The 25337-nt window shown below is 66.4% G+C and carries 31 protein-coding genes; 17 read left to right on the forward strand and 14 right to left on the reverse strand.

Features of this window, described 5'->3' with window-relative positions; all coding sequences use genetic code 11:
• The first annotated feature begins 67 nt into the window (after positions 1-67).
• A complete protein-coding gene (locus C477_RS18800; RefSeq protein ID WP_008896131.1) occupies positions 68-400 on the forward strand; it encodes a hypothetical protein in 333 nt (110 codons plus the stop codon).
• A 48-nt stretch (positions 401-448) separates the two neighbouring features.
• Here the strand turns inward: C477_RS18800 and C477_RS18805 are convergent, their stop codons facing one another.
• Positions 449-922, reverse strand: coding sequence for a DUF5812 family protein (locus C477_RS18805; protein ID WP_008896132.1), 474 nt, complete (start codon positions 920-922; stop codon positions 449-451).
• A 175-nt stretch (positions 923-1097) separates the two neighbouring features.
• Between C477_RS18805 and C477_RS18810 the strand changes: the two genes are divergently transcribed.
• From C477_RS18810 to C477_RS18830, 5 genes are all read left to right on the forward strand, one after another.
• Positions 1098-1403 (forward strand): hypothetical protein, encoded by a 306-nt coding sequence (locus C477_RS18810; protein WP_008896133.1) that lies wholly within the window; start codon positions 1098-1100, stop codon positions 1401-1403.
• 37 nt (positions 1404-1440) lie between these two features.
• Positions 1441-1911 carry a response regulator gene (locus C477_RS18815; RefSeq protein ID WP_008896134.1) on the forward strand — a complete coding sequence of 157 codons (471 nt, stop codon included), beginning with the start codon at positions 1441-1443 and terminating at the stop codon, positions 1909-1911.
• Positions 1912-2237: 326 nt separating this feature from the next.
• Complete coding sequence (locus C477_RS18820) at positions 2238-3053, forward strand: TrmB family transcriptional regulator (RefSeq protein WP_008896135.1); 816 nt, start codon at positions 2238-2240, stop codon at positions 3051-3053.
• 63 nt (positions 3054-3116) lie between these two features.
• A complete protein-coding gene (locus C477_RS18825) occupies positions 3117-4418 on the forward strand; it encodes a hypothetical protein (protein ID WP_008896136.1) in 1302 nt (433 codons plus the stop codon).
• 66 nt (positions 4419-4484) lie between these two features.
• Positions 4485-5609: a CPBP family intramembrane glutamic endopeptidase gene (locus C477_RS18830; RefSeq protein ID WP_008896137.1), complete on the forward strand. Its 1125-nt coding sequence runs from the start codon at positions 4485-4487 to the stop codon at positions 5607-5609.
• Between the two features lie 30 nt (positions 5610-5639).
• Here the strand turns inward: C477_RS18830 and C477_RS18835 are convergent, their stop codons facing one another.
• Both C477_RS18835 and C477_RS18840 read right to left on the reverse strand, forming a co-directional pair.
• The gene (locus tag C477_RS18835; RefSeq protein ID WP_008896138.1) at positions 5640-6098 is read right to left on the reverse strand and encodes an NOB1 family endonuclease; all 459 of its coding nucleotides are present in this window, start codon (positions 6096-6098) and stop codon (positions 5640-5642) included.
• A 4-nt stretch (positions 6099-6102) separates the two neighbouring features.
• Positions 6103-6348: a PRC-barrel domain-containing protein gene (locus C477_RS18840; protein ID WP_008896139.1), complete on the reverse strand. Its 246-nt coding sequence runs from the start codon at positions 6346-6348 to the stop codon at positions 6103-6105.
• Between the two features lie 279 nt (positions 6349-6627).
• Here C477_RS18840 and infB point away from each other — a divergent pair, with 279 nt between their 5' ends.
• Together infB and C477_RS18850 are read left to right on the forward strand one after the other, a co-directional pair.
• The gene (infB, locus tag C477_RS18845; protein WP_049914673.1) at positions 6628-8427 is read left to right on the forward strand and encodes a translation initiation factor IF-2; all 1800 of its coding nucleotides are present in this window, start codon (positions 6628-6630) and stop codon (positions 8425-8427) included.
• Between the two features lie 84 nt (positions 8428-8511).
• Positions 8512-8703, forward strand: a complete 192-nt coding sequence (locus tag C477_RS18850) for a hypothetical protein (RefSeq protein ID WP_008896141.1) — start codon at positions 8512-8514, stop codon at positions 8701-8703.
• Between the two features lie 9 nt (positions 8704-8712).
• On the opposite strand, the gene C477_RS18855 is transcribed toward C477_RS18850, so the two are convergent.
• Together C477_RS18855 and C477_RS18860 are read right to left on the reverse strand one after the other, a co-directional pair.
• Entirely contained in the window at positions 8713-9150 is a 438-nt protein-coding gene (locus C477_RS18855) for a cyclophilin-like family protein (protein ID WP_008896142.1), read from the reverse strand.
• A 26-nt stretch (positions 9151-9176) separates the two neighbouring features.
• Positions 9177-10079, reverse strand: coding sequence for a PH domain-containing protein (locus C477_RS18860; protein ID WP_008896143.1), 903 nt, complete (start codon positions 10077-10079; stop codon positions 9177-9179).
• Positions 10080-10320: 241 nt separating this feature from the next.
• Between C477_RS18860 and C477_RS18865 the strand changes: the two genes are divergently transcribed.
• From C477_RS18865 to C477_RS18880, 4 genes are all read left to right on the forward strand, one after another.
• Positions 10321-10746, forward strand: a complete 426-nt coding sequence (locus C477_RS18865; protein ID WP_008896144.1) for a hypothetical protein — start codon at positions 10321-10323, stop codon at positions 10744-10746.
• A 151-nt stretch (positions 10747-10897) separates the two neighbouring features.
• On the forward strand, positions 10898-12592 hold the full coding sequence (gene pyrG / locus C477_RS18870; RefSeq protein WP_008896145.1) for a glutamine hydrolyzing CTP synthase: 1695 nt from the start codon (positions 10898-10900) through the stop codon (positions 12590-12592).
• Positions 12592-13509, forward strand: a complete 918-nt coding sequence (gene guaA, locus C477_RS18875) for a glutamine-hydrolyzing GMP synthase (protein ID WP_008896146.1) — start codon at positions 12592-12594, stop codon at positions 13507-13509. The genes pyrG and guaA overlap by 1 nt, the downstream gene beginning before the upstream one ends.
• On the forward strand, positions 13506-13832 hold the full coding sequence (locus tag C477_RS18880; RefSeq protein ID WP_008896147.1) for a DUF7126 family protein: 327 nt from the start codon (positions 13506-13508) through the stop codon (positions 13830-13832). Before guaA ends, C477_RS18880 begins: the two co-directional genes overlap by 4 nt.
• 495 nt (positions 13833-14327) lie before the next feature.
• Here C477_RS18880 and C477_RS18885 read toward each other — a convergent pair whose 3' ends face one another.
• Genes C477_RS18885 through C477_RS18910 form a run of 6 tightly spaced genes read right to left on the reverse strand, consistent with a single transcriptional unit; the run spans position 14328 to position 18599 of the window.
• Positions 14328-15068 (reverse strand): 5-formyltetrahydrofolate cyclo-ligase, encoded by a 741-nt coding sequence (locus tag C477_RS18885; RefSeq protein WP_008896148.1) that lies wholly within the window; start codon positions 15066-15068, stop codon positions 14328-14330.
• Position 15069: 1 nt separating this feature from the next.
• Positions 15070-15816, reverse strand: coding sequence for a MogA/MoaB family molybdenum cofactor biosynthesis protein (locus C477_RS18890; protein ID WP_008896149.1), 747 nt, complete (start codon positions 15814-15816; stop codon positions 15070-15072).
• A gap of 60 nt (positions 15817-15876) precedes the next feature.
• On the reverse strand, positions 15877-16173 hold the full coding sequence (locus C477_RS18895) for a winged helix-turn-helix domain-containing protein (protein WP_008896150.1): 297 nt from the start codon (positions 16171-16173) through the stop codon (positions 15877-15879).
• A gap of 1 nt (position 16174) precedes the next feature.
• Positions 16175-16798 carry a hypothetical protein gene (locus C477_RS18900; RefSeq protein WP_008896151.1) on the reverse strand — a complete coding sequence of 208 codons (624 nt, stop codon included), beginning with the start codon at positions 16796-16798 and terminating at the stop codon, positions 16175-16177.
• Positions 16795-17712 carry an ABC transporter ATP-binding protein gene (locus C477_RS18905; RefSeq protein ID WP_008896152.1) on the reverse strand — a complete coding sequence of 306 codons (918 nt, stop codon included), beginning with the start codon at positions 17710-17712 and terminating at the stop codon, positions 16795-16797. Before C477_RS18905 ends, C477_RS18900 begins: the two co-directional genes overlap by 4 nt.
• Positions 17703-18599, reverse strand: a complete 897-nt coding sequence (locus tag C477_RS18910; protein WP_239641906.1) for an ABC transporter permease — start codon at positions 18597-18599, stop codon at positions 17703-17705. The genes C477_RS18905 and C477_RS18910 overlap by 10 nt, the downstream gene beginning before the upstream one ends.
• A gap of 141 nt (positions 18600-18740) precedes the next feature.
• Here C477_RS18910 and C477_RS18915 point away from each other — a divergent pair, with 141 nt between their 5' ends.
• Positions 18741-19766 (forward strand): zinc-binding dehydrogenase, encoded by a 1026-nt coding sequence (locus C477_RS18915; RefSeq protein ID WP_008896154.1) that lies wholly within the window; start codon positions 18741-18743, stop codon positions 19764-19766.
• Between the two features lie 51 nt (positions 19767-19817).
• Here C477_RS18915 and C477_RS18920 read toward each other — a convergent pair whose 3' ends face one another.
• Positions 19818-20063 (reverse strand): hypothetical protein, encoded by a 246-nt coding sequence (locus tag C477_RS18920; protein WP_008896155.1) that lies wholly within the window; start codon positions 20061-20063, stop codon positions 19818-19820.
• 198 nt (positions 20064-20261) lie between these two features.
• Between C477_RS18920 and C477_RS18925 the strand changes: the two genes are divergently transcribed.
• Complete coding sequence (locus C477_RS18925; protein WP_008896156.1) at positions 20262-20567, forward strand: hypothetical protein; 306 nt, start codon at positions 20262-20264, stop codon at positions 20565-20567.
• A gap of 135 nt (positions 20568-20702) precedes the next feature.
• On the opposite strand, the gene C477_RS18930 is transcribed toward C477_RS18925, so the two are convergent.
• A complete protein-coding gene (locus C477_RS18930; protein ID WP_204366228.1) occupies positions 20703-21962 on the reverse strand; it encodes a M24 family metallopeptidase in 1260 nt (419 codons plus the stop codon).
• Between the two features lie 722 nt (positions 21963-22684).
• On the reverse strand, positions 22685-23008 hold the full coding sequence (locus tag C477_RS18935; RefSeq protein WP_008896158.1) for a DUF7853 family protein: 324 nt from the start codon (positions 23006-23008) through the stop codon (positions 22685-22687).
• 216 nt (positions 23009-23224) lie between these two features.
• On the opposite strand from C477_RS18935, the gene C477_RS18940 reads away from it, so the two are divergent.
• The 3 genes from C477_RS18940 (at position 23225) to C477_RS23880 (ending at position 25316) form a co-directional block, all read left to right on the forward strand.
• Positions 23225-24316, forward strand: coding sequence for a hypothetical protein (locus C477_RS18940; protein WP_008896159.1), 1092 nt, complete (start codon positions 23225-23227; stop codon positions 24314-24316).
• A gap of 14 nt (positions 24317-24330) precedes the next feature.
• Complete coding sequence (locus C477_RS18945; RefSeq protein WP_049914678.1) at positions 24331-25059, forward strand: class I SAM-dependent methyltransferase; 729 nt, start codon at positions 24331-24333, stop codon at positions 25057-25059.
• A gap of 80 nt (positions 25060-25139) precedes the next feature.
• Positions 25140-25316: a hypothetical protein gene (locus C477_RS23880; RefSeq protein WP_008896161.1), complete on the forward strand. Its 177-nt coding sequence runs from the start codon at positions 25140-25142 to the stop codon at positions 25314-25316.
• The last annotated feature ends 21 nt before the right edge of the window (positions 25317-25337 follow it).

Genomic DNA, 25337 nt, shown 5'->3' on the forward strand with positions numbered 1-25337 from the left:
TTTCAACCGTATCGGGGGTGAGAAATACCGTAGGCTGAAGCCGCTCGAGGCCCTTCGGTCGGGTATCATGACCGAGTCCGACCAGCGGTCCGGAGTCGCGGACGACCGGTCCGGTCGCTCCGACGCGACCGGCGCCGAACGCATCGTGGTCTCGTACCCGGCCGCCCTCTCGGAGGCTGGCCGCCGGCAACTCGAGAAGCGATCGTTTCGATCGTACCTCCACAAAACCCACGACGAGGCCCGAGCGGGCGACGTCTGGGAGGAGTTCGTCGGCGTCGGCTGCGGGACCACGCGCGACGTGTCGCTGCGGATCGAACGCGTCGACGGTGGTGCCGAAGTCACCGACGAAACGACGATTGGCTACGCGCCTCGCGACGACGGCGAACTCGAGGATCGGTGACGTTCAGGATCGAACTGCGCGAACCGAGAGCGTGGCCAAGCGAGCGCTTCAGTCGGGCAGGTACCGCACGCTCAACACGCCGTCGTCGGCCGACCGGCGGACCTCGACGCGGACCGCCTCGAGTCGGGCCGCCCGAGCGATGGTCTCCTCGTCCTCGAGGATGTCCTGGGCCGCCGACTCCACTTCGGCTTCGGGAACGCGGAAGACGTGGATCTCGCCGGTGCCGGCTCGCTCCTCTTGAATCAGGTCGCCGACGTCGGCGTCGGCGGCCAACTCCGTCGCGTGCTGGGTCGGCGCGAGGTCGCTGTCGACCAGTTCGATCGACCGTCGGTCGGCGACGTCGACCACCTGCCAGGTGACCTCCAGTGGCGGCTCGGGGGCGACGGTCGCCTCGATGACGTCGTGGACCTCGAGGCCGGGGTTCGAGCCGAGCGTGTGGACCTGTGCGGTCTCGACGTCGCGGACGACGGCCGACTCGCTCTCGGCGTGGGTGACGACGAACGTGCTCGTCTGTTCGGTCATGGACTGCCGTAGGCGGGGGTCGGGTTTCGGGGTTTCGGCTTTCGACCGAGACGGGCGACGGGCGCCACTCGCCGACTGCAGCGCTCGCGACGGATCCATTCACTCAGTTCATCAAAACTCAGATGTACGTGAAAATGACGTGAAGTCAACCGTATCCGTCCCCAATTGCCACCGTATGAAAGCGATACGAAATCGGTTATTCGACGCGCTGTCGAGCGGGCAACGACGACGGATTCTGTTTACACTTCTCGAACGGGAGGATCTAGTCAATATCGACTCGCCGCCGGACGGCGTCGAGGATCGGCACGGCGCGGCGGTCGACCGACGACACGTTCATCTCCCCAAACTGGTGGATTACGGCTTCATCGAGTGGGATCGACAGGCGAACGCCGTCACGAGAGGATCGCAGTTCGCGGAGATCGAACCGATGTTGCGAGTGGTAGCCGACAACCGGGAGTTGCTACCCGTCACGCTGGAGTGACGAATGATTGCTGCCCGGAACGAACTCGAGAGATTCGATGTCCCCGTTTATCCATCAGACCGGCGTCGACGAACCGATCGACGTCCTGCTCGTCGAAGACGACCCTCGCGACGTCGGCCTGCTACGGGAAGCCTTCGAGAAAGCGAAGACGAACCGTGAGATCTGGCTGCACGCGGTCGCCAGCGGTAGCGACGCGCTGTCGTACCTCTGTCAGTCGGTCGAATCGGACTCGGGTCCCCCGCCGAACTTCGTCCTTCTGGATTTGGACCTCCCGACCCGCGACGGGGTCGAGATTCTCGAGGCGATCGTCGACGACCCGAAACTGCGACGGCTCTCGGTCGTCATTCTCACTGAATCGGATCGATCCGACGATATCGTGCGCTGCTACGAGGCCCGGGCCAACGCGTATCTGACGAAGCCGACCGATCTGAGCGGCTACGTCTCGCTCGTCGGCGGAATCGAATGGTTCTGGCTCGAGCAGGCCAAACTTCCCTCGATTTCGGCGTAACTACTGACCAGGCCTGATCCGATGTCGGTCCCGGCCGGTCCGCGAGTGCGTATCGACTGTGTTCCGCTGAGCCGTAGCTACCGGAATCACGGGCAGTCGTATTTCAGAGAAATGACAGGACCCATCGTGGTTGGGCCTGAATGGGACCTGCCACTACCCTCTATCGAACGTATCCCCAAGTAGCTTGTGTGATAATCTGAGTGAACAACTAATTCCAGACGTACCGGAGAGAATCAAACCACTAACCGGCCGTTCTCGAACGCGAATTCTTTTCCATACGGGTGCCCTATTTCGGGTGTTCGGTTATCCGAATTCGTGGTTGGGCCATGACACAGGACGAAACAACGGTAGAAGCGATTAGTCTGTTACAGGACCTCGGTCTGCAGGAGTACGAGGCACGCTGCTTTATCGCGTTGAACAAACTCCCCAACGGGACCGCAAAGGAGATCCACGAGATCTCCGAGGTTCCTCGAACGCGGGTGTACGACGCCATTCGCGTCCTCGAGTCGCAGGGACTGGTCGAAGTCCAGCACTCGAGCCCTCAGCGGTACCGCGCCGTCGGGATCACCGAGGCGACGCGGATTCTGCGCGAGAAGTACAACGATCGGATCGACACGCTCGAGACGTATCTCGAGGAGACGGACGTCGAGGAGCCCGGAGACGACGAGCACGTCCAGGAGATCTGGTCGCTGAGCGGCCACGAGGCGATCGAGTCCCGGACACTCGAACTGATCGGGAACGCGGAGTCAGAGATCGCGCTGCTCGTCGTCGACGACGACGTCCTCTCCGAGGCGCTGTTCGACGGCGTCGAGCAGGCGACCGAGCGGGGCCTCACCGTCGTTCTCGGCGGCCAGACACCGGAGACGACGGCGACGCTGGAGGCTCGACTCCCAGAGACGCGCGTGTTCGAAACCGAGATGGAGTGGCTCACCGGGAGCGAACTGGACGCCGAGGTCGCGATCAGCCGGATCCTGCTCGTCGACCGGGAGACGCTGCTGATCGGAACCTACTATCCCGACGCCGACAGTGGCAAATCGAAAGAGCAGGCCGTGTTCGCCAAGGGACTCCAGAATGGGGTCGTGGTGCTCCTGCGCAGACTCGTGACCGCCGGCCTGTCCGCGATCGAGGATCCGGGGACGTGACGTCCGCGTCGGCGCCCGATCGCTGACGGAACGCCTTTATCGAAGGCGGTTGCCTTCTCGCGTATGAACGTCGATATCGGTAACGCGCTCGCGTCGGTCGCGTCGCCGGGCGCCTCGAGGGAGTCCCTCGAGCGCCTGGACGAGCAGGTCGCGGACGCCCACGAGCGCATCGTCGTGGGAATGGAAAATTCGGAGCACGGCTACGAGGCCCTCAACCTCCCGGAGCGAACCGACCCGGACGAGATCCGGGCGGCCGTCGAGCCGGTCGTCGACGCCGAGGCGCTGATCACCGTCGGCATCGGCGGCAGCGCGCTCGGCGCGGCGACGATCACGGACGCGCTCGCCGACGAGAGCGACACCGACGCCGTCTACCTCGACAACGTCGACCCCGAGTGGGTGTCGAACCACCTCGAGGGACTGCCCCTCGAGGAGACGGCGATCAACGTGGTCTCGCGGTCGGGAACGACGGCGGAGACGCTGGCGAACTTCCTCGTCGTCCGCGACGCCTTCGAGGCCGCGGGCGTCGACTGGACCGAGCGGACGATCGTGACGACCGGCGAGTCCGGCCCGCTCCGGAACCTCGCGGACCGGCACGACCTCCCGTCGCTGAAGGTCCCCGACGGCGTTCCGGGCCGCTTCTCGGCGCTGTCGGCGGTCGGCATGGTCGCGGCGGCCGTCTGCGGCCACGATCTCGAGGCCTTACTCGAGGGCGCCGCCGCCGAGCGCGAGAGCCTGACCGGCTCGCTGTTCGACTGCCCGGCCTACGCCTACGGAGCGACGGCCTACGCGCTCGACCAGCGCGGCGCCGCCGTCAACGCCATGGTCCCCTACGCGGAGTCGCTCGAGACGTTCGCCGAGTGGTTCGCCCAGCTGTGGGCCGAGAGCCTCGGCAAGGACGACCTCGGGCAGACGCCGGCGCGGGCGCTCGGCGTGACCGACCAGCACTCGCAGTTGCAACTCTACCGAGCGGGCCCGCGGGACAAACTCGTCACCTTCGTCTCGCCGGGCGAGACCGACGACCGATCGATCCCCGATACCGATGTCGACGAACTGGCGTACCTCGGCGACGCGACGCTCGGCGAACTGCTCGAGGCTGAGTTCGAGGCCACCGAGGCCAGCCTCGCGGCGGCCGGCCGGCCGAACGTCCGGCTCGAACTCGAGACCGTCGACGAGTACGAACTCGGCGGCCTCCTCTACGGGATGGAGGCGGCCTGCGTCCTCGCGGGCGAACTGTACGGCGTCAACACGTTCGAACAGCCGGCCGTCGAGTGGGCCAAGAAGGCCACCCGCGGCCTGCTCGGCGGCGGAGAGTTTGAGGAGGCCGACGCCGTCGCTGAGAAGACCGAGCTTCGTATCGAGCGGTAGCCGGATTCAGTTCCGGACCCGACCGCGTTGCGGTGCGCCTATGGGTTCGCGCTCGAAGATTCACGTATGAGCGATCTCACCCGGACCGCCGACGGCGACGGTGACGCCGGCTCGGCCGCGTCCGACGTCGTCCCGACCGTCGGAACCGTCCTCTCGGCCGTCGTTCTCGTCGCGCTCTTGTTACCGGTCCGCCGCGGCGTCGACGCCCCCGCAGTCTGGCTCGCGGCGGTCGGCGCCCTCGTCGCCACGGGCGCGTTCGTCGGTCGCCGCCACGGCCTGCTCGAGCGACGCGTCGCCGGGCCGGCCGCTGCCGGAGGGAGCCTCCTCGTCGTCGCCCTGTCGGGGTACGCGATCACCCAGGGCGTCCTGGGTTCGGTCGTCGTCCCGGGCCTCGAGGGATCGGTCTCGCTGCTGTTCGTCGCATTGGTCGCCGCAATCGGTGCGGTCGGGGTCGGGATCGCCGATCGCGGCGGCGTCTCGGGTCCGGGTTTGTACCGCCGGCTCGCACGGACGGTCGAGATGTGCATACTCGCCGTCGTCGGCCTGTTCAGCCTCTCGATCGCGGCGGTATTCCTCTCGCTGCCCGTGACCACCCTCGTCGGCGAACTCACGCCGCTCCAGCAGTCGCTGGTCGAGTACCCCGCCTACGCGGTCGGCCTCGGCGGGGTCGCGGCGGGCTACCTAGCCTACCGCGGCCGCGACCTGTCGTTCATCGACCTCGAGCGGCCGACGCTCCGGACGGTCGGCTGGATCGTCCTCGGACTCGTCTTGCTCTTCGCCGTGAATATCGGGATCTCGCAGGTCATGACGGCGCTGGGCATCGACGCCTCGGACCACACCACCACCCAGCGGCTGGCCGAGAACCCCGAACTGGCGATGGTCGCCGTCCCGTCGATGCTCCTGTTCGTCGGGCCGTTCGAGGAGCTGTTCTACCGGAACGTGATCCAGAAGAGCCTCTACGAACACTTCTCCCGGGCCGGCGCCGTCCTCGTCGGGAGCCTCGTCTTCATGATCGTCCACCTGTTCGCCTATGCGACCGCGGGACCGGGCGCGATGCTCGCGAGTCTCGCGCTGGTGTTCGCGCTCGGGTTGATCCTCGGGACGATCTACGAACGGACGGACAACCTGCTGGTGCCCGCGCTGGTCCACGGCTGTTACAACGCGTTGCTGTTCGTCGAATATCTCGTGTGAGAAAGCCGGGTGCCGACGGCGGTTGCCCAATTACGACGGGTTCTTCCGGGCGAGTTCCGAGCCACAGATCGGACAGCGGTCCTTCTGTTCGTCGAACTCGCGACCGCAGCCCTGACACTGGTAGCGCCAGTGGCGCTGTTCGTCGATGCCCTCGCGGGCGATCACTTCCACGTCGACGTTTAACTTCTCCGCGACGTTTTGCATCGCGTAGTCGTCGGTGACGAGCGTTCCGTCGAGTTCGAAACTCGCCGCGACGAGGCGAACGTCGGTGTCGGAGAGGACGTCGAGATCGCCCGATTCGCGGGCCGCGCGCTGGACTTTCTCGGTGGTGTCGTCGTTCGGAATGTGGATGTGCATCCCCGAGCCCTCCATCGCGTCGTAGCGATAGGCGCTCTCGTCCTCGAGTTCTTCGCGGACGAGGGGGATAGTTGCAGTCTGTTCTGTCGTGTGAAAGTCGTGGATAAACGCCGAGGAGTCGAGAACGTACATACCGTTAGCGCTGGACGACAATGTAGTCTTTGACCGCCTGAACGCGGTTGACGGGGACGAGGAATCGGCCCGCGTCGTCGACGTCGAAGTCGACCGTTCGCGGGGAGATTTCGTCGTCGGGATCGATAACGAGGTCGTGGAGCTTGCCGGATTTGAGATCCATTGTGATGTTATAGAGCAATCCGAGCTCGGTGCCGTCGGAACCCATGACGGACTTCCCCGAGAGATTTTCAGCGAGTATATCGCTCATGCATACCCGTACTTACTAATCGGTATTAAAGTCCACGGGGTAGATAGCGAGGCGTCGTACCCGCCGTCGTCGCGTCGCTCGAGTCGATTCGGACTCCCTCGAAGCGACACGGATCCGGTCCAATAGCGGCCGCTCGAGGGGCGGCCGATCGGCGCCGGTTCGGACGGACTCAGTTTCGCGTCGAGCGACCAGTCAGACCGGCGAGAACAGCGCGGATGACGATGGGTTTAACTACCGCTCTACCGACCCCTTAGATAAGACCTTCTCGGGTGGTTCACCATGTCGAATACGGATACGCACGACCCCACATCTCTCAGAACTCCGATCGTGGCCGTCCTCGGCCACGTCGATCACGGCAAGACCAGTCTCCTCGACAAGATACGCGGCTCCGCGGTGATCGAGGGCGAAGCGGGCGCCATCACCCAGCACATCGGCGCGACGGCGGTCCCGCTCGACATCATCTCCTCGATCGCGGGCGACCTCGTCGACCCCGACGACTTCGACCTGCCCGGCCTGCTCTTTATCGACACGCCGGGCCACCACTCCTTTACGACGCTGCGCTCGCGGGGCGGCGCGCTCGCTGACATCGCTATCCTCGTCGTCGACGTCAACGACGGCTTCCAGCCCCAGACGCTCGAGGCGCTTGACATCCTCAAGCGCTCCCAGACGCCCTTCATCGTCGCGGCGAACAAGATCGACACCGTCCCCGGCTGGGACCCCAACGAGGACGCGCCGATCAACGACACCTACGAGTCCCAGTCCGAGCGTGTCCGCCAGCGACTCGACGAGAGCCTCTACGAGATCATCGGCAATCTGAGCGACGAGGGGTTTTCCGCCGACCTCTACTGGCGCGTCCAGAACTTCCAGCGCAACGTCGGCGTCGTCCCCGTCTCGGCGATGACCGGCGAGGGCGTCCCGGACCTACTGACCGTGATGATGGGCCTCTCCCAGCGGTACATGAAAGAGGAGATGGAGATCGACGTCTCCGGCCCCGGTGTCGGCACCGTCCTCGAGGTCAAAGAGGAGAAAGGGTTCGGGAAGACGGTCGACATCGTCCTCTACGACGGGACGATCAAGGAAGACGACACGATCGTCGTTGGCGGACAGAACGACCCGATCGTCACCGAGGTTCGCGCGCTGCTCCAGCCCCGTCCGCTCGCGGAGATCCGAACCGAGAGCCGCTTCGAGAACGTCGACGAGGTCGGCGCCGCGGCCGGGATCAAGGTCGCCGCGCCAGAACTCGGCGACGCGATGGCCGGCGCGCCCGTCCGGGTCGTCCGCGACCGGGACCTCGATGACGTCATCGAGGAAGTCCAGGCCGAACTCGCCTCGATAGCGGTCGACACCGCCGAAGAGGGCGTCGTCGTCAAGGCCGACACGCTGGGAAGCCTCGAGGCGATGGCCGACGCCTTAGACGAGGCGGAGGTGCCGATCGTCCGCGCGGAGGTCGGCGACGTCGCGCCGCGTGACATCTCGGTCGCGTCGACCGCCGAGGACCCGAAACAGCAGGTCATCCTCGGGTTCAACGTCGACGTCCTCTCAGACGCCGAACACCGAGCCGAGACCGACGACGTGACGATCTTCACGGACGAGGTCATCTACCAGCTCGTTGAGGAGTACGACGAGTACGTCGAGGGGATCGAACAGGCCCAGCAGGACACCATCCTCGAGAACATCTCGCGGCCCGCCCGGTTCCGCATCCTGCCGGACCACACGTTCCGCCAGAACGATCCCGCGGTCGTCGGGGTCGAGGTCAACTCCGGGACCGTCCAGAACAACGCCACCGTCGTGAAGTTCGAGGGCAACGAGCCCGAACGCGTCGGCCAGATCAAGGGCATCCAGGAGCAAGGCGAGGACGTCGACGAAGCCCGGGCCGGCAACCGGGTCTCCGTCGCCATCGACGGCCCGACCGTCGGCCGCCAGATCGAGGAAGACGACGAGCTCTGGATTCAGATTCCCGAGAAACACGCGAAGATCTTAGAGCAGGAACTCGCCGACGAGATCCCCGCCGACGAACTCGAGGCGCTGAACATGTACCTCGACAAGCAGCGCAGCCGGGATCCGTTCTGGGGCAAGTAGCGCCGACCGCGGTTCCGGTCGGCCCGCTGAAACCGCTCTCTGACCGGCCGCTATCCTTATCGTGATAGTAATATTATAACTCTCATGAATCGTATAGTCTGGCTACTCGCCACCTCGTACGTCGCGCTCGGGACCGCGCTCTTCTACGGGCTCGCGATCGACTCGGCGACGGTCGTTCTCGGCGCCGCCGCGTTGCTCGCGCTGCTGGGCGTTCCCCAGTGGCTGCTCCTCTCGAGGGGCGGCAGACGAACGCGGACGCCGCGGAATCGCACCTGAGGACGGAACTCACGCCGCGCGCTCGAGTCGCAGTCGCGCTCCGCCCTCGAGATCGGCCAGCGCGGCGCAGTCCCTGACTCGAGCGACGACGGTAACGGGCGCGGCGGCGCGCGGTTTGCCGTTCTGGCTCGCGGTTCCGTCGTCACCGCTCGCCATATCGAGGTCTTCGCTCCGCTCAGACCTCGCACGGCTCGCGGGCGTCTCGCCCCAGAACAGACACAGTTTCTCGCCGGCCGGCCAGTAGGCGATCGCGCCCTCGGGAACGACCTCGCGGGCGTTTTCGGGTGGAACATCGAGCGAAACGTCGAAGTAGAGTTCGTTACCCCAGCGGACGGCGTCGCCGGCGACCGGCAGGGCCGCCTCGAGCGCCGCGCTCGTCTCGGGGGCGTCATCGGTCCAGACGGCCGCGAGCGTTCGGTCGCCGACGGTAACGGTGAGATCGGTCATGCGAGAGGCCACGGACGGATGTGCCTTCAACCCGCGAGGTCCGGTTGCCGCGTCGCGTCCGCTCGCCCGCGGGCGCGTTGGATTCCCTCGACGGTCGCCTCGGGGTCGTCGATCGCCGCGCGGTCGCAGCGCAGGTCGAACCACCGGCGCTCGAAGACGAGTTCGTCGTCGGTCAGCCGCACGTCTGCGATGTCGTCCCACGAGACGAACGTGCTCGAGACGGAGCGCTCGACGACGAGTCCGGCCTCGTGGGCGCGGATCGTCGGCGGAGTTCCCTGTTCGTTCCGGTCGAAATTGTGCCAGTCGCCGCCGATACCGTACCACTGGAGGAGAATGATGAACCCGTAGAAGACCATGAACGGACCGACGCTTAGCCCCCACGCGATCGTGCTGTAGAGGCCGCCGCCGATCGTGATCACCAGACAGGCGCCGAACACGATCTCGCCGGAGGTGAGGCCGGTCTGTCGCCACGTCCAGACCGCCGCGGGCTCGTCGGCGGTGAGCGCGTCGATGTACCGGTTGCGGGCCATCCGATCGACGCCGTAGGCTGTGACGCCGGTGACGAGCGTCACGACGAGCGTCACGACGACGAACCGGCCGGTCGCCTCGATCGATATGACGAGGGGGAGTGCCAGCGTCGCCGCGAACGCGATCGGCGGCGCGTAGCAGGCCAGTCGGCGCCACCGGCTCCGACCGATCCGCTCGGGCAGGCCGCGAGCCCGCCGCGTGAGGATGTGACCGGCGATCGCGACCGCCGTCACCATCGACGGCAGGACGCCGAGCAACGTCGCGGTGGTTACCCCGGCCAGGAGCCCCGCGGTCGCCGCGACGCCGGCCGCGACGAGGCCGACGTAGAACCCGAATCCGGCCTGAAAGCCGGTGTCCGGCTCGTCGAACTCGAGGGCGGGTCGTCGTTCGTGAGATGCCACTGTACCTCGGTGTACGAACGCACGGTATAAAATAAATGGGGAACTGGGAGCGATCCGACATCTCCGCTCGACGATTGACGGCCTCGAGGCGCACGTCGTGCACTCGACGATGAAATCGCGCTCAGCACGCTCGAGACGGTAATCGCGCGGCGGTTTCGACCGGCGACTCACCGCGGGCACTCATGAATTGGTTGAGCCTTCCACTACAAGCATTAACTGGTTAGTGCTGGTGGCCAGTATCATGCTCGTTCATCTCCGGCAGTACAAGCACGAGGAGGTCCAGTTCGACGATAACAGAACGACGGGCGAGTCCCAGACCGAAGACTCGGTCAACCCGGACGCGGAGGACTACTTCGGCAAAGACATGGACGAGTTCGACATCGAGACGTGGGACACGGTCGAGTACGAGGGCGACCCGATCGAGCGTCGCTCCGTCACGATCGAGGGGGTCACCGCCGTCTCCGTCCCGCAAGAGCCGACCGATGAGGACGATCCGGACCTTCCGGGGCAGACGCTCCAGCTGCGCATGGGCGGCGGCATCGAGTTCATGAAGCAGGCCGAAATCGTCGAAGTGCAGGACATGGAGGTCACGGAGTCGGAGGCCGAGGGCAAGGTGTCCAAGGAAGACGATCCGCAGGGGAAGGCGTCCATGGACGAGGAGCCCTAGTCGTCGATAGTCGCCGACAGTCGCCCTTCTTTCCGGTCGCGGTTTCGGGCGAACCGGCCGCGGCCGAATCTATCATCGTTCGGGATGACAACGCCTGTCGGAGACGGTGCGGTCCCGAAATCGTTTTCAACCGGTCGCGCGCACACTCGGTATGCCGACGGAATCGGACACTCATTATGACCCCTCGCTGGGGAACAAGTTCATCTTCGTCACCGGCGGCGTCATGTCGGGACTCGGCAAGGGGATTACGGCCGCGAGCACCGGCCGTCTCCTCAAAAACGCCGGGTTCGACGTCACCGCGGTGAAGATCGATCCGTACCTGAACGTCGACGCGGGGACGATGAATCCCTACCAACACGGGGAGGTGTACGTCTTGGAGGACGGCGGCGAGGTCGACCTCGATCTGGGGAACTACGAGCGGTTCCTCGATATCGACATGACCTCGGACCACAACATCACTACGGGGAAAACCTACCAGCACGTCATCGAGCAGGAGCGCGCTGGTGACTACCTGGGCAAGACGGTCCAGATCATCCCCCACATCACCGACGACATCAAGCGTCGCATCCGCGAGGCCGCGGAAGGCACCGACGTCTGTATCATCGAAGTCGGCGGCACCGTGGGGGACATCGAGGGGATGCCCTACCTCGAGGCGCTGCGCCAGTTCGCCCACGAGGAACCCGAGGAGAACGTCCTCTTCACCCACGTCACGCTCGTCCCGTACTCGAAGAACGGCGAGCAGAAGACCAAGCCGACCCAGCACTCGGTCAAGGAGGTCCGCTCGATCGGCCTCCAGCCCGACATCATCGTCGGCCGCTGCGAGGACCGACTCGACCCCGAGACCAAGGAGAAGATCGCGCTGTTCTGTGACATTCCCACGGACGCAGTGTTCTCGAACCCCGACGTCGAGGACGTCTACCACGTCCCGCTGATGGTCGAAGAGGAAGGCCTCGACCAGTACGTCTTGGAGCACTTCGGGATGGCCGACGAGGCCCTGCCCGTCGGCGAACGCGCCAACGAGTGGCGCGAGATCGTCACGACCGAGAAGGAGGGGACGGTCGACATCGCGCTGGTCGGCAAGTACGATCTCGAGGACGCGTACATGTCGATCCACGAGTCGCTGAAACACGCCGGCTTCGAGGTCGGCGTCGACGTCGACGTCCACTGGGTCCCGGCCGACGAACTGGCCGACGGCCACCAGGGCCAACTCGAGGGCATGGACGGCGTCATCGTCCCCGGTGGCTTCGGGATGCGGGGCTCCGAGGGGAAGATCGAGGCCGTCCGCTACGCCCGCGAGAACGACGTGCCGTTCCTCGGGCTCTGTCTCGGCTTCCAGATGGCCGTCGTCGAGTACGCCCGGAACGTGCTGGGCCTCGAGGACGCCCACTCTGCCGAGATGGTCGAGGACACGCCCCACCCGGTCATCGACATCCTGCCGGAGCAGTACGAGGTCGAGGACATGGGCGGCACGATGCGCCTCGGCGAGCACACGACCGTCATCGAACCCGAGACGCTCGCCTACGACCTCTACGGCGACACCTCCTGTTCGGAGCGACACCGCCACCGATACGAGGTCAACCCCGAGTACTTCGACGCCTTCGAGGACGAACCGCTCGTCTTCTCCGGGACCGCGGGCAACCGGATGGAGATCCTCGAACTCGAGACCCACCCCTACTTCGTCGGGACGCAGTTCCACCCCGAGTACACGTCCCGTCCCGGCCAGCCGAGCCCGCCGTTCCTGGGACTGGTCGAGGCCGTCCTCGAGCAGTCCGACGCGGCGGGGACCGAACCTGCAGACGCGGATGCCGACGCCGACACCGACGCGGAAACGGAGGTAACCCACTGATGGTAGACACCGACACGTTCGTTCCGGAAGCAGTTGCAGAGATCGGCGACGAAATCGGCGACGAAAACGCCGTCATCGCACTCTCGGGCGGAGTCGACTCGTCGGTCGCCGCCGCCCTGGCCTACGAGGCCATCGGCGACCGGCTGACCCCGGTGTACGTCGACACCGGCCTGATGCGGAAAGGCGAGACCGACCAGATCCGCGAGACCTTCGACTACATGGAGTCGCTGCGGATCGTCGACGCCAAGGATCGGTTCCTCGAGGCCCTCGCGGGCGTCACCGACCCCGAGGAGAAACGGGAGATCATCGGCGAGCAGTTCATCCGGGAATTCGAGCGCGAGGCGAAAGACGCCGACGCGGACTACCTCGTTCAGGGGACGATCTACCCCGACCGCATCGAGAGCGAGGGGGGAATCAAGTCCCACCACAACGTGGGCGGCCTGCCGGAGGTCGTCGACTTCGAGGGGATCGTCGAACCCGTTCGCGACCTCTACAAGGACGAGGTTCGCGAGGTCGCGCGCCACCTCGGCCTCGACGAGATCGTCGCCGAACGGATGCCGTTCCCCGGTCCCGGACTCGCCGTCCGCGTCATCGGCGAGGTCACCGAGGAGAAACTCGAGGTCGCCCGCCACGCCTGCCACGTCGTCGAGGAGGAACTCGAGGAGTACGAGCCCTGGCAAGCGCTCGCAGCCGTCATCGGCAAGGCGACGGGCGTGAAAGGCGACAACCGCGTCCACGGCTGGGTCGTCTCCGTCCGCTCGGTCGAGTCCCGCGACGGGATGACCGCCCGCGCACAGGAGATCGACTGGGATACCCTCCAGCGCATCCAGTCGCGAATCACCGGCCAGAACGACAACGTCGCCCGCGTCGTCTACGACGTGACCCACAAACCGCCAGCGACAATCGAGTACGAATGAGCACGGACGCAATCGTCGCCGGCCCCGACGAGGACGACATCGCCGCCGCCCTCGAGGCGGAGGGCGCTACCGTCGCCCGCCTCAACGGCGTCATCTCCCGGCCCGCCCTCGAGGAGGCCGGGATCGTCGACGCCGATCTGTACGTCCTGACCGACATTGGGCAGGCGACGACGATCCCGATCGTCTGCGACCTCTCCGAGGACGTTCGGACGGTCGTCTACGCCCGGGACACGGTCCCGGAGTTCGTCAAGGGCCAGCTCGACCTCGCCGTCGATCCGCAGCTGATGGACGCCGCGATCGTCGCCGACGAACTGACCAGCTAGCCGCTCGCGGTAGCTTCCCTTTTGTGCGGATCGTCGCCGTTCGCCTCGACTTCGAACCGACGCGTCCCGACGTTCACGAATAACTGTACGTTGAGACGGGGTGTGGCAGTATAAACCGTCACACGGCCGATTTCGGCCGCGTAAACTGGGATTGAAATCGACGGAATCCGGGATAACCGTCGAATACCATCGCCCCCGTTGAAGTGGGATCCGCGGCTATCGATAGATGGAGGTCGACGGGCAGACCCCACCGAGGCATCCACCGCCTGCACCCGTGACTTCCACTCCACCCACAGCACCCTTCCCCCACCACTGCCACACCGTACCGATTCCCGGTACCGACGCAGGCCTTGCACCCGCCTGCGTCCCCACACCCTGCGGTTGGCACTCGAGGCGCCGGGGTATTTCCGGCCCTCGAGATGGTTCTCAGTACTTCCGCTTCGACGGTCGCTGTTCGATCGCAGCGACGGCTCCGGACCGATCCGGCGAACCGACTTACGGCGACTGCAACCGCCGGAGGACCGGAATCTCCTCGAGACGGTCCTCGTCGAGCAGATTCCAGTCGATTCCGGACGGTTGCGCGCGGTGTTCGGGACGGATCGTCCGCTCGGGCGTGACGACGAGATCCATCGCGACGTCGTGGTCTCCGATCGCGACGGGGTCGTCGACGAGTTGCCGCTCGTGGACCGTCGTCGCGACCGCCGTCGACTCGTCGACGAGGCCGAGTCCGCGCAGGATCGCGTACTCGAGGTCGCTGTAGCCTTCTCCCTTGCCGATCCGCCCGCCGTCGTCGGTAACGGCTACGCTCCCCGAGACGATCAGATCGATCTCCTCGACCGCGTCGGGCCCGACCTGCTCGCCGTGTTTCGAGGACCCCGAAACCGTCGTCGCCGCGTCGTAGTCGGAGAGTTCGTCGGGGTCGAGTTTCAGGAAGCATTTCTCGTCGGCGAGTCGCGGAACGGCCATGTAGACGGTCTTCCCCGCGCGTAACGCCGCCCGCCGGACGGGCAACTGGGGCGCGTCGGGGTTGGCCTTGATCGTCGTCGCCTCCGTCCACTCCGGCTGTTCGGCCAGTCGTTCGGCGGCGTCGTCCGCGCCCGCGAAGTTCGGAATCCGGCCGTGGGGCGGGAAGGGGAACCGCGCCTCGCCGCTCTCCTCGAGGTCGTCCCAGACGCGCTGGCGGATCGTCTCCTTGTCGACGCCGTCGGCGTCGGCAGTGGTGTCGGAGCCGTCCATCTCACTCGCCTCCGTCGTCGGGTTCGGACGCGCGGTCCACGGTCGTTTCGCCCTCGTCCGATTTCTCTCCCTCTCCCTTTCCCTCGCGGTCCCGTTCGTCCCCGGTCGCTTCGCCCTCCTCGAGTGCGGCCTCGTCGACGGCCCACCTGTCCTGGGCGATGTCCTCCCGGGCGAGGCTGACGAGATTGTGGACTTCCGGCAGAATGAGTTCCTCGAGGCCCATCCGCGCCGCGTCCTCGTTCCCGGGGAGACAGAACACCGGGGTTCCGTCGGAGACGCCGGCGATCGTCCGCGCCGCGACGACGCGAGTGCCCACCGCCTCGTAGGACAGCGTGGTGTACAGGTCCTCGAAGGCGCTCAGTCGCTTCTCGAGGAGCGGCTCGACGGCCTCGATGGTGACGTCGCTCGGCTCGATGCTGGTCGCCCCGCCGGTGACGATGACGTCGACGTCGTCGCGGTCGAGCAGCCGGGAGACGGTCGACTGGATGCGGTCGTGGTCGGCCCCGATGTGCTCCCGGGTGGCGACCTCGTGGTCGGCCTTCTTTAGCCCCGATACGATCGCCTTGCCGGCGCCGTCGGACTCGAGCGACCGGTCCGCCGCGATCGTGACGACGCCGACGCCGAGCGATCGGCCGTCGATGTCATTACCCTCGTCGGGCGGCTGCTCGTCCGCGTCGCGTTCCTCGTCCGGCGCCGGTTCATCGGTCGCCCCCTGCTGTCGCTCCTCGCTCGAGTCCGTCTCGGTCATAGCTCGTCGTTCGAGGGCCGACGGGTAAAACGCTGTCACCCACCGTCGTTCCGCGGCGCGCTACGAGTCGTCGGTCTTCAGATCGTCGATCAGCGCCTCGAGGGTGTCGATGTGGTCCTCGAAGAGTTCCTCGCCGCGCTCGGTGAGCCGATAGGTGGTCCGCGGTTTGCGGTCGACGAACTCCTTGTCGACGGCGACGCAGTCGGCGTCTTCCATCCGCTCGATGTGGCTGGCGAGATTCCCCTCGGTGATCTCGAGTTCCTCGGTCAGCGCCGTGAAACTCGCCTCGCCGTTGGCGTAGAGGTGGGCGAAGATGCGAAGGCGGGTCGGCTGGTGGACGAGTTTGTCGAATTCCATGTTAGCGCCGAGAGAGTACGACGTAGGCGGCGACGTGCTGGACGGCGATACCGAGCCCGAAGACGGCGTACTCCCAGCCCTCGGCGGCGGGGACGTGGGGGATGGCGGCGGCGAGGACGAGGATCCACGCGCCGCCGGCGTAGAAGGCGTAGCGGTCGGCCGCTCGGATGTCGTACGCGCCGAGCAGCTGGCCCATGTAGACGTAGCCGGCGCCGACGACCGCCCCCGCGGAGACCAGCGCCAGCCGGACCGCGTTCCGCTCGCCGAGCGCGTCGAACACCGGCAGGAGGCCGACGAGCAGCGCGCCGATGGCGGCGAGGACCGCGAGGAGCCAGAGACGCTGGTCCGGCAGCCCCGCCGTCGGCGGCTCGTAGGCCGCTCTAATCCGGCGTTTGACGAGCGTCTCGAGGCCGAGCAGGCTGATGAACGCGGCCAGGATTGGCAGTTGAGGACCGCCGCGGAACCAGAACTGCACGAGGGTAAAACAGAGGCCGGCGCCGACGCCTTCGACGAGCCAGAACCGCCACCAGTAGGGGTGGTCCTCCGCGAGTCCGATCGCTCCCTTGATCTCGTCGAGCTCCGCCTCGAGGGCGGCCGGATCGACGTCTTCGGTTCCGTCGGTCATCGGTTGTGTGTCGGGCGTTCGTCCGGACCAGTGTTCGTGTAGTAGTTAAACAGGTCGGTGTACGTCGGCTCGGCGACGGCGAGGTCGTCCGGGTCGATGCCGGTCGCGGCCGCGGCGTCGTCGACGGCGGGATCGGGGTCGTCGCCGTCGGCCGGCAGGAACCCTCGGACGTTGCCGGCGACCGCGTAGGGATCCCCGCGGATCGCGTCGGCCAGCGCGCCCGTATGGGCGGTCCCGGTCTCGAGGATCGGCGGGAGCGACGCTAACAGCTCGTCCGGCGTCCCGGCGGCGGCGATTTCGCCGTCCGCGAGGAAGGCGACCCGGTCGGCGATGTCGGCGTCCATCGGGCGATGGCTGGCGACGACGAGCGTCTTCCCCGCGGCCCGTTTCTCGCGGAACAGGTCGTGAACCGTCTGGACCGTCGGCAGGTCCAGCGCCGCGGTCGGTTCGTCGAAGAGGTAGATCGGGACGTCGATGCTCGCCGCGATCGAGAGCTCGAGCTTGCGCACCATCCCGCCGGAGTAGTTCTCGACGGGCCTCTCGAGGTCCTCGGCGATCCCGAGCCGGTCGGCGTAGTCGCGCCACGCGTCGGTGAACTCGGGGTGGAGCCGGTCGTAGAACGCGACGTTCTCCCGGCCGGTGAGCTTCTCGTGGCAGAGCGCGTCCTGCAGGAGGAAACTCGTCGTGTCCGCGCGTGCGGTGGCCGGCTCGTCGAAGACGGACACGCTGCCCTCGGTCGGGCGATCGCTGCCGGCCAGACAGGAGAGCAACACCGACTTGCCGACGCCGTTGGGCCCCATCAGCACCAGGAGCTCGCCGTCCCTGACGGTGAGGTCGACGTCCTCGAGGACGCCCTCCTCGTCGAAGGACTTCCGGACCCCGCTGGCGGTGACGACGGCGTCGCTCACGGCCACCACCCCCGGTCGTAGGCGTACCGGTTCAACAGGACCGTTCCGGCGACCAGCGCGACGATCGCGTAGCCGGCCAGCAGCGCGACGAACTCGAGGCCGGTCGGCATCGCCGGCGGCGCGGCGCCGAGTTCCGTCCAGTTCTCGGTGGGGACGAGGTGGTAGACCAGCAGCCGCGTCGGCAGGGCGTTCGGGAGGTAGTTCAGCAGTTCGCCCTCGATAGGCGACTGTGCGGGCAGCGCGCCGTTGAAGCCAGTGAGGATGAACGCGGCGACCGCGACCAGCGAGCTGACCCACTCGGCGACGGACTCGTTGTCCGCGGCCAGCACGATCGGGATCGCGACGACCATCCAGAAGACGCAGGTCAGCAGTCCAGCGACGACGACGATTGGAATCGACTCGGGCCCGCGGAGGCTGTACTCGGCGCCGGTCGCCACCCCCGCGAGGATCGTCGCCGCGAACGCCGCCGTCGCGAGGACGAGGCCGGCGGCCATCCGCCCGGCCAGATCGGCCGCGGGCGAGAGCGGCATCGACCGGTAGGCCGCGTACCGCCGGTCCTCGAGGTCGCCCGCGAGCTGGTCGCCGAAGAGATAGAGGCAGACGAAGAGCGCGCCCATCACGCCGATTCCGATCGAGATAATCGCGTCGGCCGTCGCCGGCCCGTCCGTTCCCTGCGCGACGAAGAAGAGGTACATGATCGCCGGAAACGCGATCACCCACCCCAGCAGCAGCCAGCTGTTGTGCACCTCCTGAAGGCTCCGTCTGGTGAACGCACTCGCCTGCGCGAGCCAGCGTCGCGGGTCTCGATCCCGGTCTCGTGTGGGTTCTCGGTCCTGTCGATTCCGCTCGAGGTCAGCGTCGGATCCGCGGCCGGTTTGTGTCTCTGTTGACATCGTCCCTATGTCAGATGACACATCTGTAACACATAATAGTTTCCGTCACAAAGTAACTTTGCAGCGCAAAGGGACCGGTCGTCGACCAGCAGAGTGCTGGTAGCCCAACTGTTATGGCCGGAGTTTCCGTCATACGCGAGTATGCAGGCAGTCAAGATCACCGAACACGGCGACACGGACGTCATCGAGTACGGGGAGTACCCCGATCCGGAGGTCGGCCGCGACGAGGTGCTGGTCGACATCAAGGCGGCCGCGCTCAACCACCTAGACATCTGGACGCGCCGCGGCATGCCGGGGATCGACCTCGAGATGCCCCACGTTCCGGGCAGCGACGCCGCCGGCGTCGTCGAGGAGGTCGGCCCGGACGTCACCCGCTTCGAGGAGGGCGACCGCGTCGCGGTCTCCGCCGGCGTCGGCGACCTGCGGATGGACGATCCGACGCTCGATCCCCGGTTCCACATCATCGGCGAGCACGTCCAGGGCGTCCACTCCGAGTACGCCGCCGTTCCCGAGGACAACCTGATTCCGGTCCCCGAGGACGTCGACTGGGCGGTCGCCGGCTCGAGCTGTCTGGTGTTCCAGACCGCCTGGCGGATGCTGATCGACCGTGCGGAACTCCAGGCCGGCGAGAAGGTGCTCGTGCTGGGCGCCAGCGGCGGTGTCGGCCACGCCGCGCTCCAGATCGCCGACTACGCGGGCGCGGAGGTCTACGCGACCGGCAGCACCGAGGAGAAGTTCGACTACGCCCGCGAGCACGGCGCCGACCACGTCTGTAACTACGAGGACGAGAACTTCGCCGACTGGGTGCTCTCGGAGACCGACGGCCGCGGCGTCGACGTCGTCGTCGAACACGTCGGCGCGCCCACCTGGCAGAACTCGCTGAAGAGCCTCACCAAGGGCGGTCGGCTGGTCACCTGCGGCGGCACCGGCGGGGGCAATCCCGAGACCGACATCCCGCGAATCTTCTGGGAGCAACTCCAGATCATCGGCTCGACGATGGCGACGCCCGATCAGGTCGACGAAGTGATGGACCTCGTCTGGGACGGCACCTTCGAGCCCGCGATCCGCGAGGAGTTGCCGATGAGCGAGACGCCCCGCGCCCACGAGATCATCGAGAACCGCGAAGGGTTCGGCAAGGTCGTCGTCCGTCCCGACAGCGAACTCTAGGAATCGACGACGGTGAGTCGGAATCGGCTCGACGCTGCCGAGATAGCGCCGTTACCGTTCGGAGTCGTCCGACTCGAGTCCGTAGTCTTCCGGATCGTACGTATCAGTCATCGAGAGGACCAACAGCGCCCCGAACGTTAGCAGCGAACTGTAGAAGACGTCGACCGTGATCGGTCCGACGGCGAACTGGTGCGTTCCCGGACTGGAGCACACGACCGTTACGATCAGCCCGCCACAGGCGAGAACAGGATAGTGGTAGTGGTGGATCTTCGTCAGTGTCCGCAGCCACGTTTCCATGCTGTGATCGGTCGCCGTTGCGATACAAGTAACTTGACTGTTTCCGAGACGTGGACAGTGGCGACTCGAGTCGTGCTGTGTCTCCGTTCAAATCGGCTTCAGCGGCCAGCTCGAGTCATACGCCGAACCGGTTCGGCCGCGGTGCGAAATCCCTCCGGAACCGTGAGGACTTTTACCGCTGCCTCGCAAGCCCCGCGTGTGAACTCGAGCGACGAGGGCGGCTACGTCCACGACCCCGCCGCGTTCGACGGGGACGGTGAGCGGGCGGACGTCGCGGACGACGATTCGACCGCCGAACCACCTCATCCCGAGGCGGCCGACCGGGAGTTCGACTGGCGTGGCTGGACCGTCGTCGGGATGATCGTCCTTACCTTTATCGTCGCGCCGGCGGCGATCACCTTCTGGCCGCCCGACGTCGGCTACCGCTTCGCCCTGCTGTCGCTGCCGCTGTTCCCCGCGGTGTTGCTCGCACTCACCGCCGTCTGGGGCACGACGCGGCCCTGACGGACGCCGCCAAGCGGGGCATGTCGGCCGACACCGGCACGACGGTAGCTACGCGCGAGCCTCGCGGCCGTCTTCGATGCGTTTCGGTGGGAGCTGTCCTGGCCCTTCAGCAACGGGTCGTGACGGATCTGGCGACTACGAGTTCTTGTACAGGACGTCGGGCCGCGTGACTGTCGCGTCGTCCACGTACGACGCCGCCTCGAGAGTCGGCCACTCCCCGGTCGTCGTGAGCGGTTCGATCGCGTCGTCGGTCACCAGGACCGTCCCTTCGCTCTTCGCCCCTTTCACGGTCGGATTCCACGCGTACGCCATCGGTGCCGTGACGCTCGTCTGTAGCCCCGGCGTCGCGACCCACTCTCGGCTCGCGTACCCGGCCGCGCCACCCTGGTGGTGTGCCTGCCACTCGGTCGAAAGGCCCGCTTCCCCGTACCCGGCCTGAATCGCCCGGAAGACGTCGCCGGCCGTTCCGTCCGACCGCGCGGCCGCCCGTGTCGAGGCCAGCGCGGTAGCGTCGATGCGCGTCGCGATTCGATGTCGTTCTTCGAGCCACTCCGGCGGGTCGAAGGCGACCGTGCGCGTGCAACTGGCGTACTCCCCGAGCCGTCGGCCGACGACGGAGACGACGACGAACTCGCCGAGTTCGACGTCCCGCGGGACGGGATGGCGATACTTCCGCGCCCGCGCTCCGCCCGCCACGAGTACGACCGGATGATCGATCCCGTATCGATCGAGCGCACAGCCCAGTGCGTTCGCGAGCTGTTGCTCGGTGTCGCCCGACTCGGCGTTTTGACAGACGCCCTCGATCGCGGCAGCCGTTTCGGCGCTCAGCGTTCGGTATCGTTCGATATCGCCGGCCGTGAGCGGCTGCCGGAGCGGGCTCACATCTAGCGACTCGAGTCCGGGTACGTTGAAGTCCGCAGCTGCGGGCGTCGGCGACCGTTCTGCGATGGCGTCGCCGAGCGACGTCGCGTACCACGGGAACGTCTCGATCGTCACGTCGGGAAGTGCCGGCGTCAGGTGGCAGTCGTCCGAACCGCCGCCGTCGAACCGCTCTTCCCGGACGAGCGCGCGTTCGTCGTTGTCGACGACGATCGTGAGGTCCGCCCCGTCGTAGCCGACGGCGGCGACGCCAGTTGTCGAACTCCGATCGATGACGTTGCTCCGGCCGGTGAGCCACGCGTACGAGTCCGAATCCGCGAACCAGACGGCCTCGAGTCCGTTCTCGTCGAGATACGCGTCCAGCCGGTCGAACTTTTCCTGACGAGACTGGGTGACGTCCGCGGCGTCGTCGCTCCGTGCGCCCACTGCGCTACTCAGCGCGGGAATCGACACGGCACCGCTGGCCATCTCGAGATATGTTCGCCTATCAATGTCGAGGGGATCTTGCAGTGTCATCTCATAGCACACTCCGCCTCGCCCTATTTTACCATAATACAAATCGATACCGGAGAAACATTTACCAACAACCGCTTGATTCTCACCTGAGTACACAAGACTCGAGGAACGGCCACGGAAGCGAAGTGCCGTACCGAGCGACTGTCCCGTCCGCGGATGCCATAGTCGTCGCCCGCCCAGACACCGTAGATGCCGTCTGCCGAGTTCTCGACGCCGCGACCCAGCAGGAAGAGGGCTGGTTATGCACCGTATTGGCCGACTCCAAGAGAGCTGCCGGCTGCGCTGCGTCGATCGTTCGCTCTGGCCCCCGATCCGGTACAGGTCGATCGTCGACCCGTCGTGCGTACCGACCTAGTGGACGGCGTGCAGAGCGAGATCCGCATCGCGCGTGCTCTTCTCGTCGGGAGTTTGTCGATGGCATCCTTCGTCGCTTCCCGGTCCCGGTCGAGCGAGTCCTGACCGTCATCTGCGTCGACGGGGCTGCGGTCGGGAGATCACCCAACCGCACTGCTGTCGCTGCCCCTGTTCCCCGCGCTACTGCTCGCCCTTTCGGCCGAGGAGCGGGTTTCGGCCGTGTAGGGACTCACTCGTCCCTGATCGAACGGCAATCTGCGCTCGCGGCACCCGCCGCGGACGGTCGTCTCGGTTCACCCTGATCCCGCAAAATACGTTCGCGGTCGTCTGACCGCGTTTCGTCGCCTTTAGCCGTTGTTCGGGACGGACTACGCCGTCCCGGGGGACTCGAGGTGGGCCTCGAGTCGGTCGGCGACGTCCGATCCGTGGACGCGGTCTTGGTCCGGAATCCCTTCGCGCTCGAGATAGTCAGCCATCGCGTCGGCGAGTCGTCGGGTCTGGAGTCCGGTGAGTACCTCCGTGTTGTCTCCGGACTCGACGGCCTCGAGCAGTTCGACCGCCCACGCCGGCGGGGTCTCGTCGGAATCGATAGCGTCGTCGATATAGTCCGCGAGGATGGCGTGAACGACCCATTGCTCGTCTCTGGAGAGCGTGACTTCGTGCGTCTCGGTTTCCGGTGGTTGGGAACTCATTACGTCACACGGACCGTTTTCATCGGTCCTCGGTCGTGGCTACGAACTACCGTATAATAAGCCTTGTTACCGAATCGCATATCTCCACCTCGTGTCGCGATTCGATCCGCCGGTGTCCGCGGCGACGGCCGACCGCTCGAGTCGGCGACCGGTCGGTTCGCCGATCAAAAGCTACTAACAGAATCACCTCCAGCCAGTATACAGGAGCCGACGCCGATGGATTTCGCGACGCTATCCGAGACGATCGCGACCGGTCGCTTCGGCCGCGCACTCTCGCGACTCGTACCCGCGACGGCCGTCTGGGACCGCGAGTGGGACGTCTGCTGTATTCTCGACGGCTGCCGACTCGATCTCATGCGCGAGGCGGCCGCGGCCGGCCACGAAGCTCTGCCCGGACCCGACGGGGTCGACTCGCTGTGGTCGGTCGGCTCGCAGTCGGCCGAGTGGATGGACCGAACTTTCGCGCCCGCCTACCGCGAGGAGATGGCTCGCACCGCGTACGTGACCGGCAACCCCTTTTCCTCCCAGTCCTGCGAGCACATCCTCGTCACCTCCGACGAAGTGTTGCCGCTCTCCGAGGCCGACTTCGGCGTCTTCCACGAGGCCTGGCGGGACGACTGGGTCGACGACGGCATCTCGACGATCCCGCCCGAGTCGCTGACCGACGCCGCGATCGCGATCTGGCGCAATCGCGAGGAACTCGGCGTCGACCGCGTCCTCGTCCACTACATGCAGCCCCACGCCCCGTTCCGATCCCGCCCGGAGTGGTTCTTCGGCTCGGCCGACATCGAACACTGGGGGCAGTTCGCCGGCGGTGACGACGGCGACGACCCGGCGGACGAGGACCTCGACCTCGAGGACCTCACAGCCGAGGAGCGGGAGGCTCTCGAGGCCTTCGCCGAGGCCGACGACGACGAGGGGTCGATGAACGACCCGTGGCTGCGGGTCCGCGACGGCGATCTGTCCTTCGAGGCGGTCTGGCGGGCCTACCGGGACAACCTCGAGTGGGTGGTAGACGACGTCGCGCGCCTGCTCGAGAACTGCGACGGCCGGGTCGCGATGACCAGCGATCACGGCAACGCGCTCGGCGAACTCGGCGTCTGGTCGCACCCGCCCGGAACGCCCGTGCCCGCGCTGCGGCGCGTCCCGTGGGTCGTCCGCGAGGGACGAGATCTGGGTACCTGCGATCCGGCGCTTCCCGATGCGGTTCGCGAGGGCGGCGAGGGCGGTGAAGCCGGCAGTCAGGGAGACGGCGAGAGCGACGAGGACGACGTCGAATCGCGCCTCGAGGCGCTGGGGTATCGGTGACGACGGCGGATCCGCTGCCCGGTCGCCTGCGAGACGCGATCTACGCCCTTCGCAAGGCCCGGCTGGGCCTCGAGCGTCGGCGACTCGATTACGGCCGGGAGACCGACGAGCGAGCCGAGCGGCTGGCGGGGGTGCTCCCCGCGTCGGTCGACGAACTCCGAGCGTACGAACGCGAGTACGAGAACCTCGAGTGGTTCCACGACGCCTACGCCGACCGCGTGGCGGAGATTCACGAGGCCGGCGTCGCCACCGACACGACCCACTGGCGCGACGGGGTGACGCTGTATGTGGTCTGTCGCGCGCTCGAGGTCGAAACCGCCGTCGAAACCGGGGTTCTGTTCGGCTCGTTTGACGCGCATATTCTGGCTGCGATGGAACGAAACGGCGGCGGAACGCTACACGCAGTCGATCTTCCCGGCGGTCCGCCCGGTCGGTTCGACTACGGCCACCTGATTCCGGACCGGTGTCGCGAGCACTGGGAGTTATGCGAGGGCGACGCGCTCGCGGTGCTTCCCGATTTGCTCGAGGCAGTCGGGCCCGTCGACCTGTTCCTGCACGACTCGGACCACCGACTGCCGCACATGCGCTTCGAGTACGAGACGGCGCTGCCGCACGTTTCGCCGGGTGGCGTGCTCGCGAGTCACGACGTGCGGCTCTCGAGGCTGTTCGACCGGTTCACGGACGCGAACGGGCTGCCGTCGTGCGTGGTCTGTGATACGGGAATCGGGCGGCAATCACGATAGCGCTCGCCGCGAACTCGTTCGGGTGGCGGCAAATCGGTTGGTGGACGTATATTTTTTTACTGTAGTCCCATAGCTGGCGTATGGAGCAGATGACGCAGACGATTTTGATCAGCGTGATCGCATTCATCGGTGCGTTGATTTTCCTCGGACTCTCCGTTTATCCCTTCCAGTATGGATTCCTGGAAAGCGTTCTCTTGGCGGGAGGCTTCGTCGTTCTTTCACTCGTCGAGTTCGTCGTGGACGATGCAGGCATCTGACGGTGAGTCGCGCCAGGTACG

The organism is Haloterrigena salina JCM 13891 (genome assembly GCF_000337495.1).
In the GTDB taxonomy this organism is placed as follows: Archaea; Halobacteriota; Halobacteria; order Halobacteriales; family Natrialbaceae; genus Haloterrigena; species Haloterrigena salina.

What these genes read in the sequence shown, in the direction of transcription:
- C477_RS18800 (WP_008896131.1), top strand. Translation starts at nt 68, where the DNA reads ATGACCGAGTCCGACCAGCGGTCCGGAGTCGCGGACGACCGGTCCGGT.
- C477_RS18805 (WP_008896132.1), bottom strand. Translation starts at nt 922, where the DNA reads ATGACCGAACAGACGAGCACGTTCGTCGTCACCCACGCCGAGAGCGAG.
- C477_RS18810 (WP_008896133.1), top strand. Translation starts at nt 1,098, where the DNA reads ATGAAAGCGATACGAAATCGGTTATTCGACGCGCTGTCGAGCGGGCAA.
- C477_RS18815 (WP_008896134.1), top strand. Translation starts at nt 1,441, where the DNA reads ATGTCCCCGTTTATCCATCAGACCGGCGTCGACGAACCGATCGACGTC.
- C477_RS18820 (WP_008896135.1), top strand. Translation starts at nt 2,238, where the DNA reads ATGACACAGGACGAAACAACGGTAGAAGCGATTAGTCTGTTACAGGAC.
- C477_RS18825 (WP_008896136.1), top strand. Translation starts at nt 3,117, where the DNA reads ATGAACGTCGATATCGGTAACGCGCTCGCGTCGGTCGCGTCGCCGGGC.
- C477_RS18830 (WP_008896137.1), top strand. Translation starts at nt 4,485, where the DNA reads ATGAGCGATCTCACCCGGACCGCCGACGGCGACGGTGACGCCGGCTCG.
- C477_RS18835 (WP_008896138.1), bottom strand. Translation starts at nt 6,098, where the DNA reads ATGTACGTTCTCGACTCCTCGGCGTTTATCCACGACTTTCACACGACA.
- C477_RS18840 (WP_008896139.1), bottom strand. Translation starts at nt 6,348, where the DNA reads ATGAGCGATATACTCGCTGAAAATCTCTCGGGGAAGTCCGTCATGGGT.
- infB (WP_049914673.1), top strand. Translation starts at nt 6,628, where the DNA reads ATGTCGAATACGGATACGCACGACCCCACATCTCTCAGAACTCCGATC.
- C477_RS18850 (WP_008896141.1), top strand. Translation starts at nt 8,512, where the DNA reads ATGAATCGTATAGTCTGGCTACTCGCCACCTCGTACGTCGCGCTCGGG.
- C477_RS18855 (WP_008896142.1), bottom strand. Translation starts at nt 9,150, where the DNA reads ATGACCGATCTCACCGTTACCGTCGGCGACCGAACGCTCGCGGCCGTC.
- C477_RS18865 (WP_008896144.1), top strand. Translation starts at nt 10,321, where the DNA reads ATGCTCGTTCATCTCCGGCAGTACAAGCACGAGGAGGTCCAGTTCGAC.
- pyrG (WP_008896145.1), top strand. Translation starts at nt 10,898, where the DNA reads ATGCCGACGGAATCGGACACTCATTATGACCCCTCGCTGGGGAACAAG.
- guaA (WP_008896146.1), top strand. Translation starts at nt 12,592, where the DNA reads ATGGTAGACACCGACACGTTCGTTCCGGAAGCAGTTGCAGAGATCGGC.
- C477_RS18880 (WP_008896147.1), top strand. Translation starts at nt 13,506, where the DNA reads ATGAGCACGGACGCAATCGTCGCCGGCCCCGACGAGGACGACATCGCC.
- C477_RS18885 (WP_008896148.1), bottom strand. Translation starts at nt 15,068, where the DNA reads ATGGACGGCTCCGACACCACTGCCGACGCCGACGGCGTCGACAAGGAG.
- C477_RS18890 (WP_008896149.1), bottom strand. Translation starts at nt 15,816, where the DNA reads ATGACCGAGACGGACTCGAGCGAGGAGCGACAGCAGGGGGCGACCGAT.
- C477_RS18895 (WP_008896150.1), bottom strand. Translation starts at nt 16,173, where the DNA reads ATGGAATTCGACAAACTCGTCCACCAGCCGACCCGCCTTCGCATCTTC.
- C477_RS18900 (WP_008896151.1), bottom strand. Translation starts at nt 16,798, where the DNA reads ATGACCGACGGAACCGAAGACGTCGATCCGGCCGCCCTCGAGGCGGAG.
- C477_RS18910 (WP_239641906.1), bottom strand. Translation starts at nt 18,599, where the DNA reads ATGTCAACAGAGACACAAACCGGCCGCGGATCCGACGCTGACCTCGAG.
- C477_RS18915 (WP_008896154.1), top strand. Translation starts at nt 18,741, where the DNA reads ATGCAGGCAGTCAAGATCACCGAACACGGCGACACGGACGTCATCGAG.
- C477_RS18920 (WP_008896155.1), bottom strand. Translation starts at nt 20,063, where the DNA reads ATGGAAACGTGGCTGCGGACACTGACGAAGATCCACCACTACCACTAT.
- C477_RS18930 (WP_204366228.1), bottom strand. Translation starts at nt 21,962, where the DNA reads ATGACACTGCAAGATCCCCTCGACATTGATAGGCGAACATATCTCGAG.
- C477_RS18935 (WP_008896158.1), bottom strand. Translation starts at nt 23,008, where the DNA reads ATGAGTTCCCAACCACCGGAAACCGAGACGCACGAAGTCACGCTCTCC.
- C477_RS18940 (WP_008896159.1), top strand. Translation starts at nt 23,225, where the DNA reads ATGGATTTCGCGACGCTATCCGAGACGATCGCGACCGGTCGCTTCGGC.
- C477_RS23880 (WP_008896161.1), top strand. Translation starts at nt 25,140, where the DNA reads ATGGAGCAGATGACGCAGACGATTTTGATCAGCGTGATCGCATTCATC.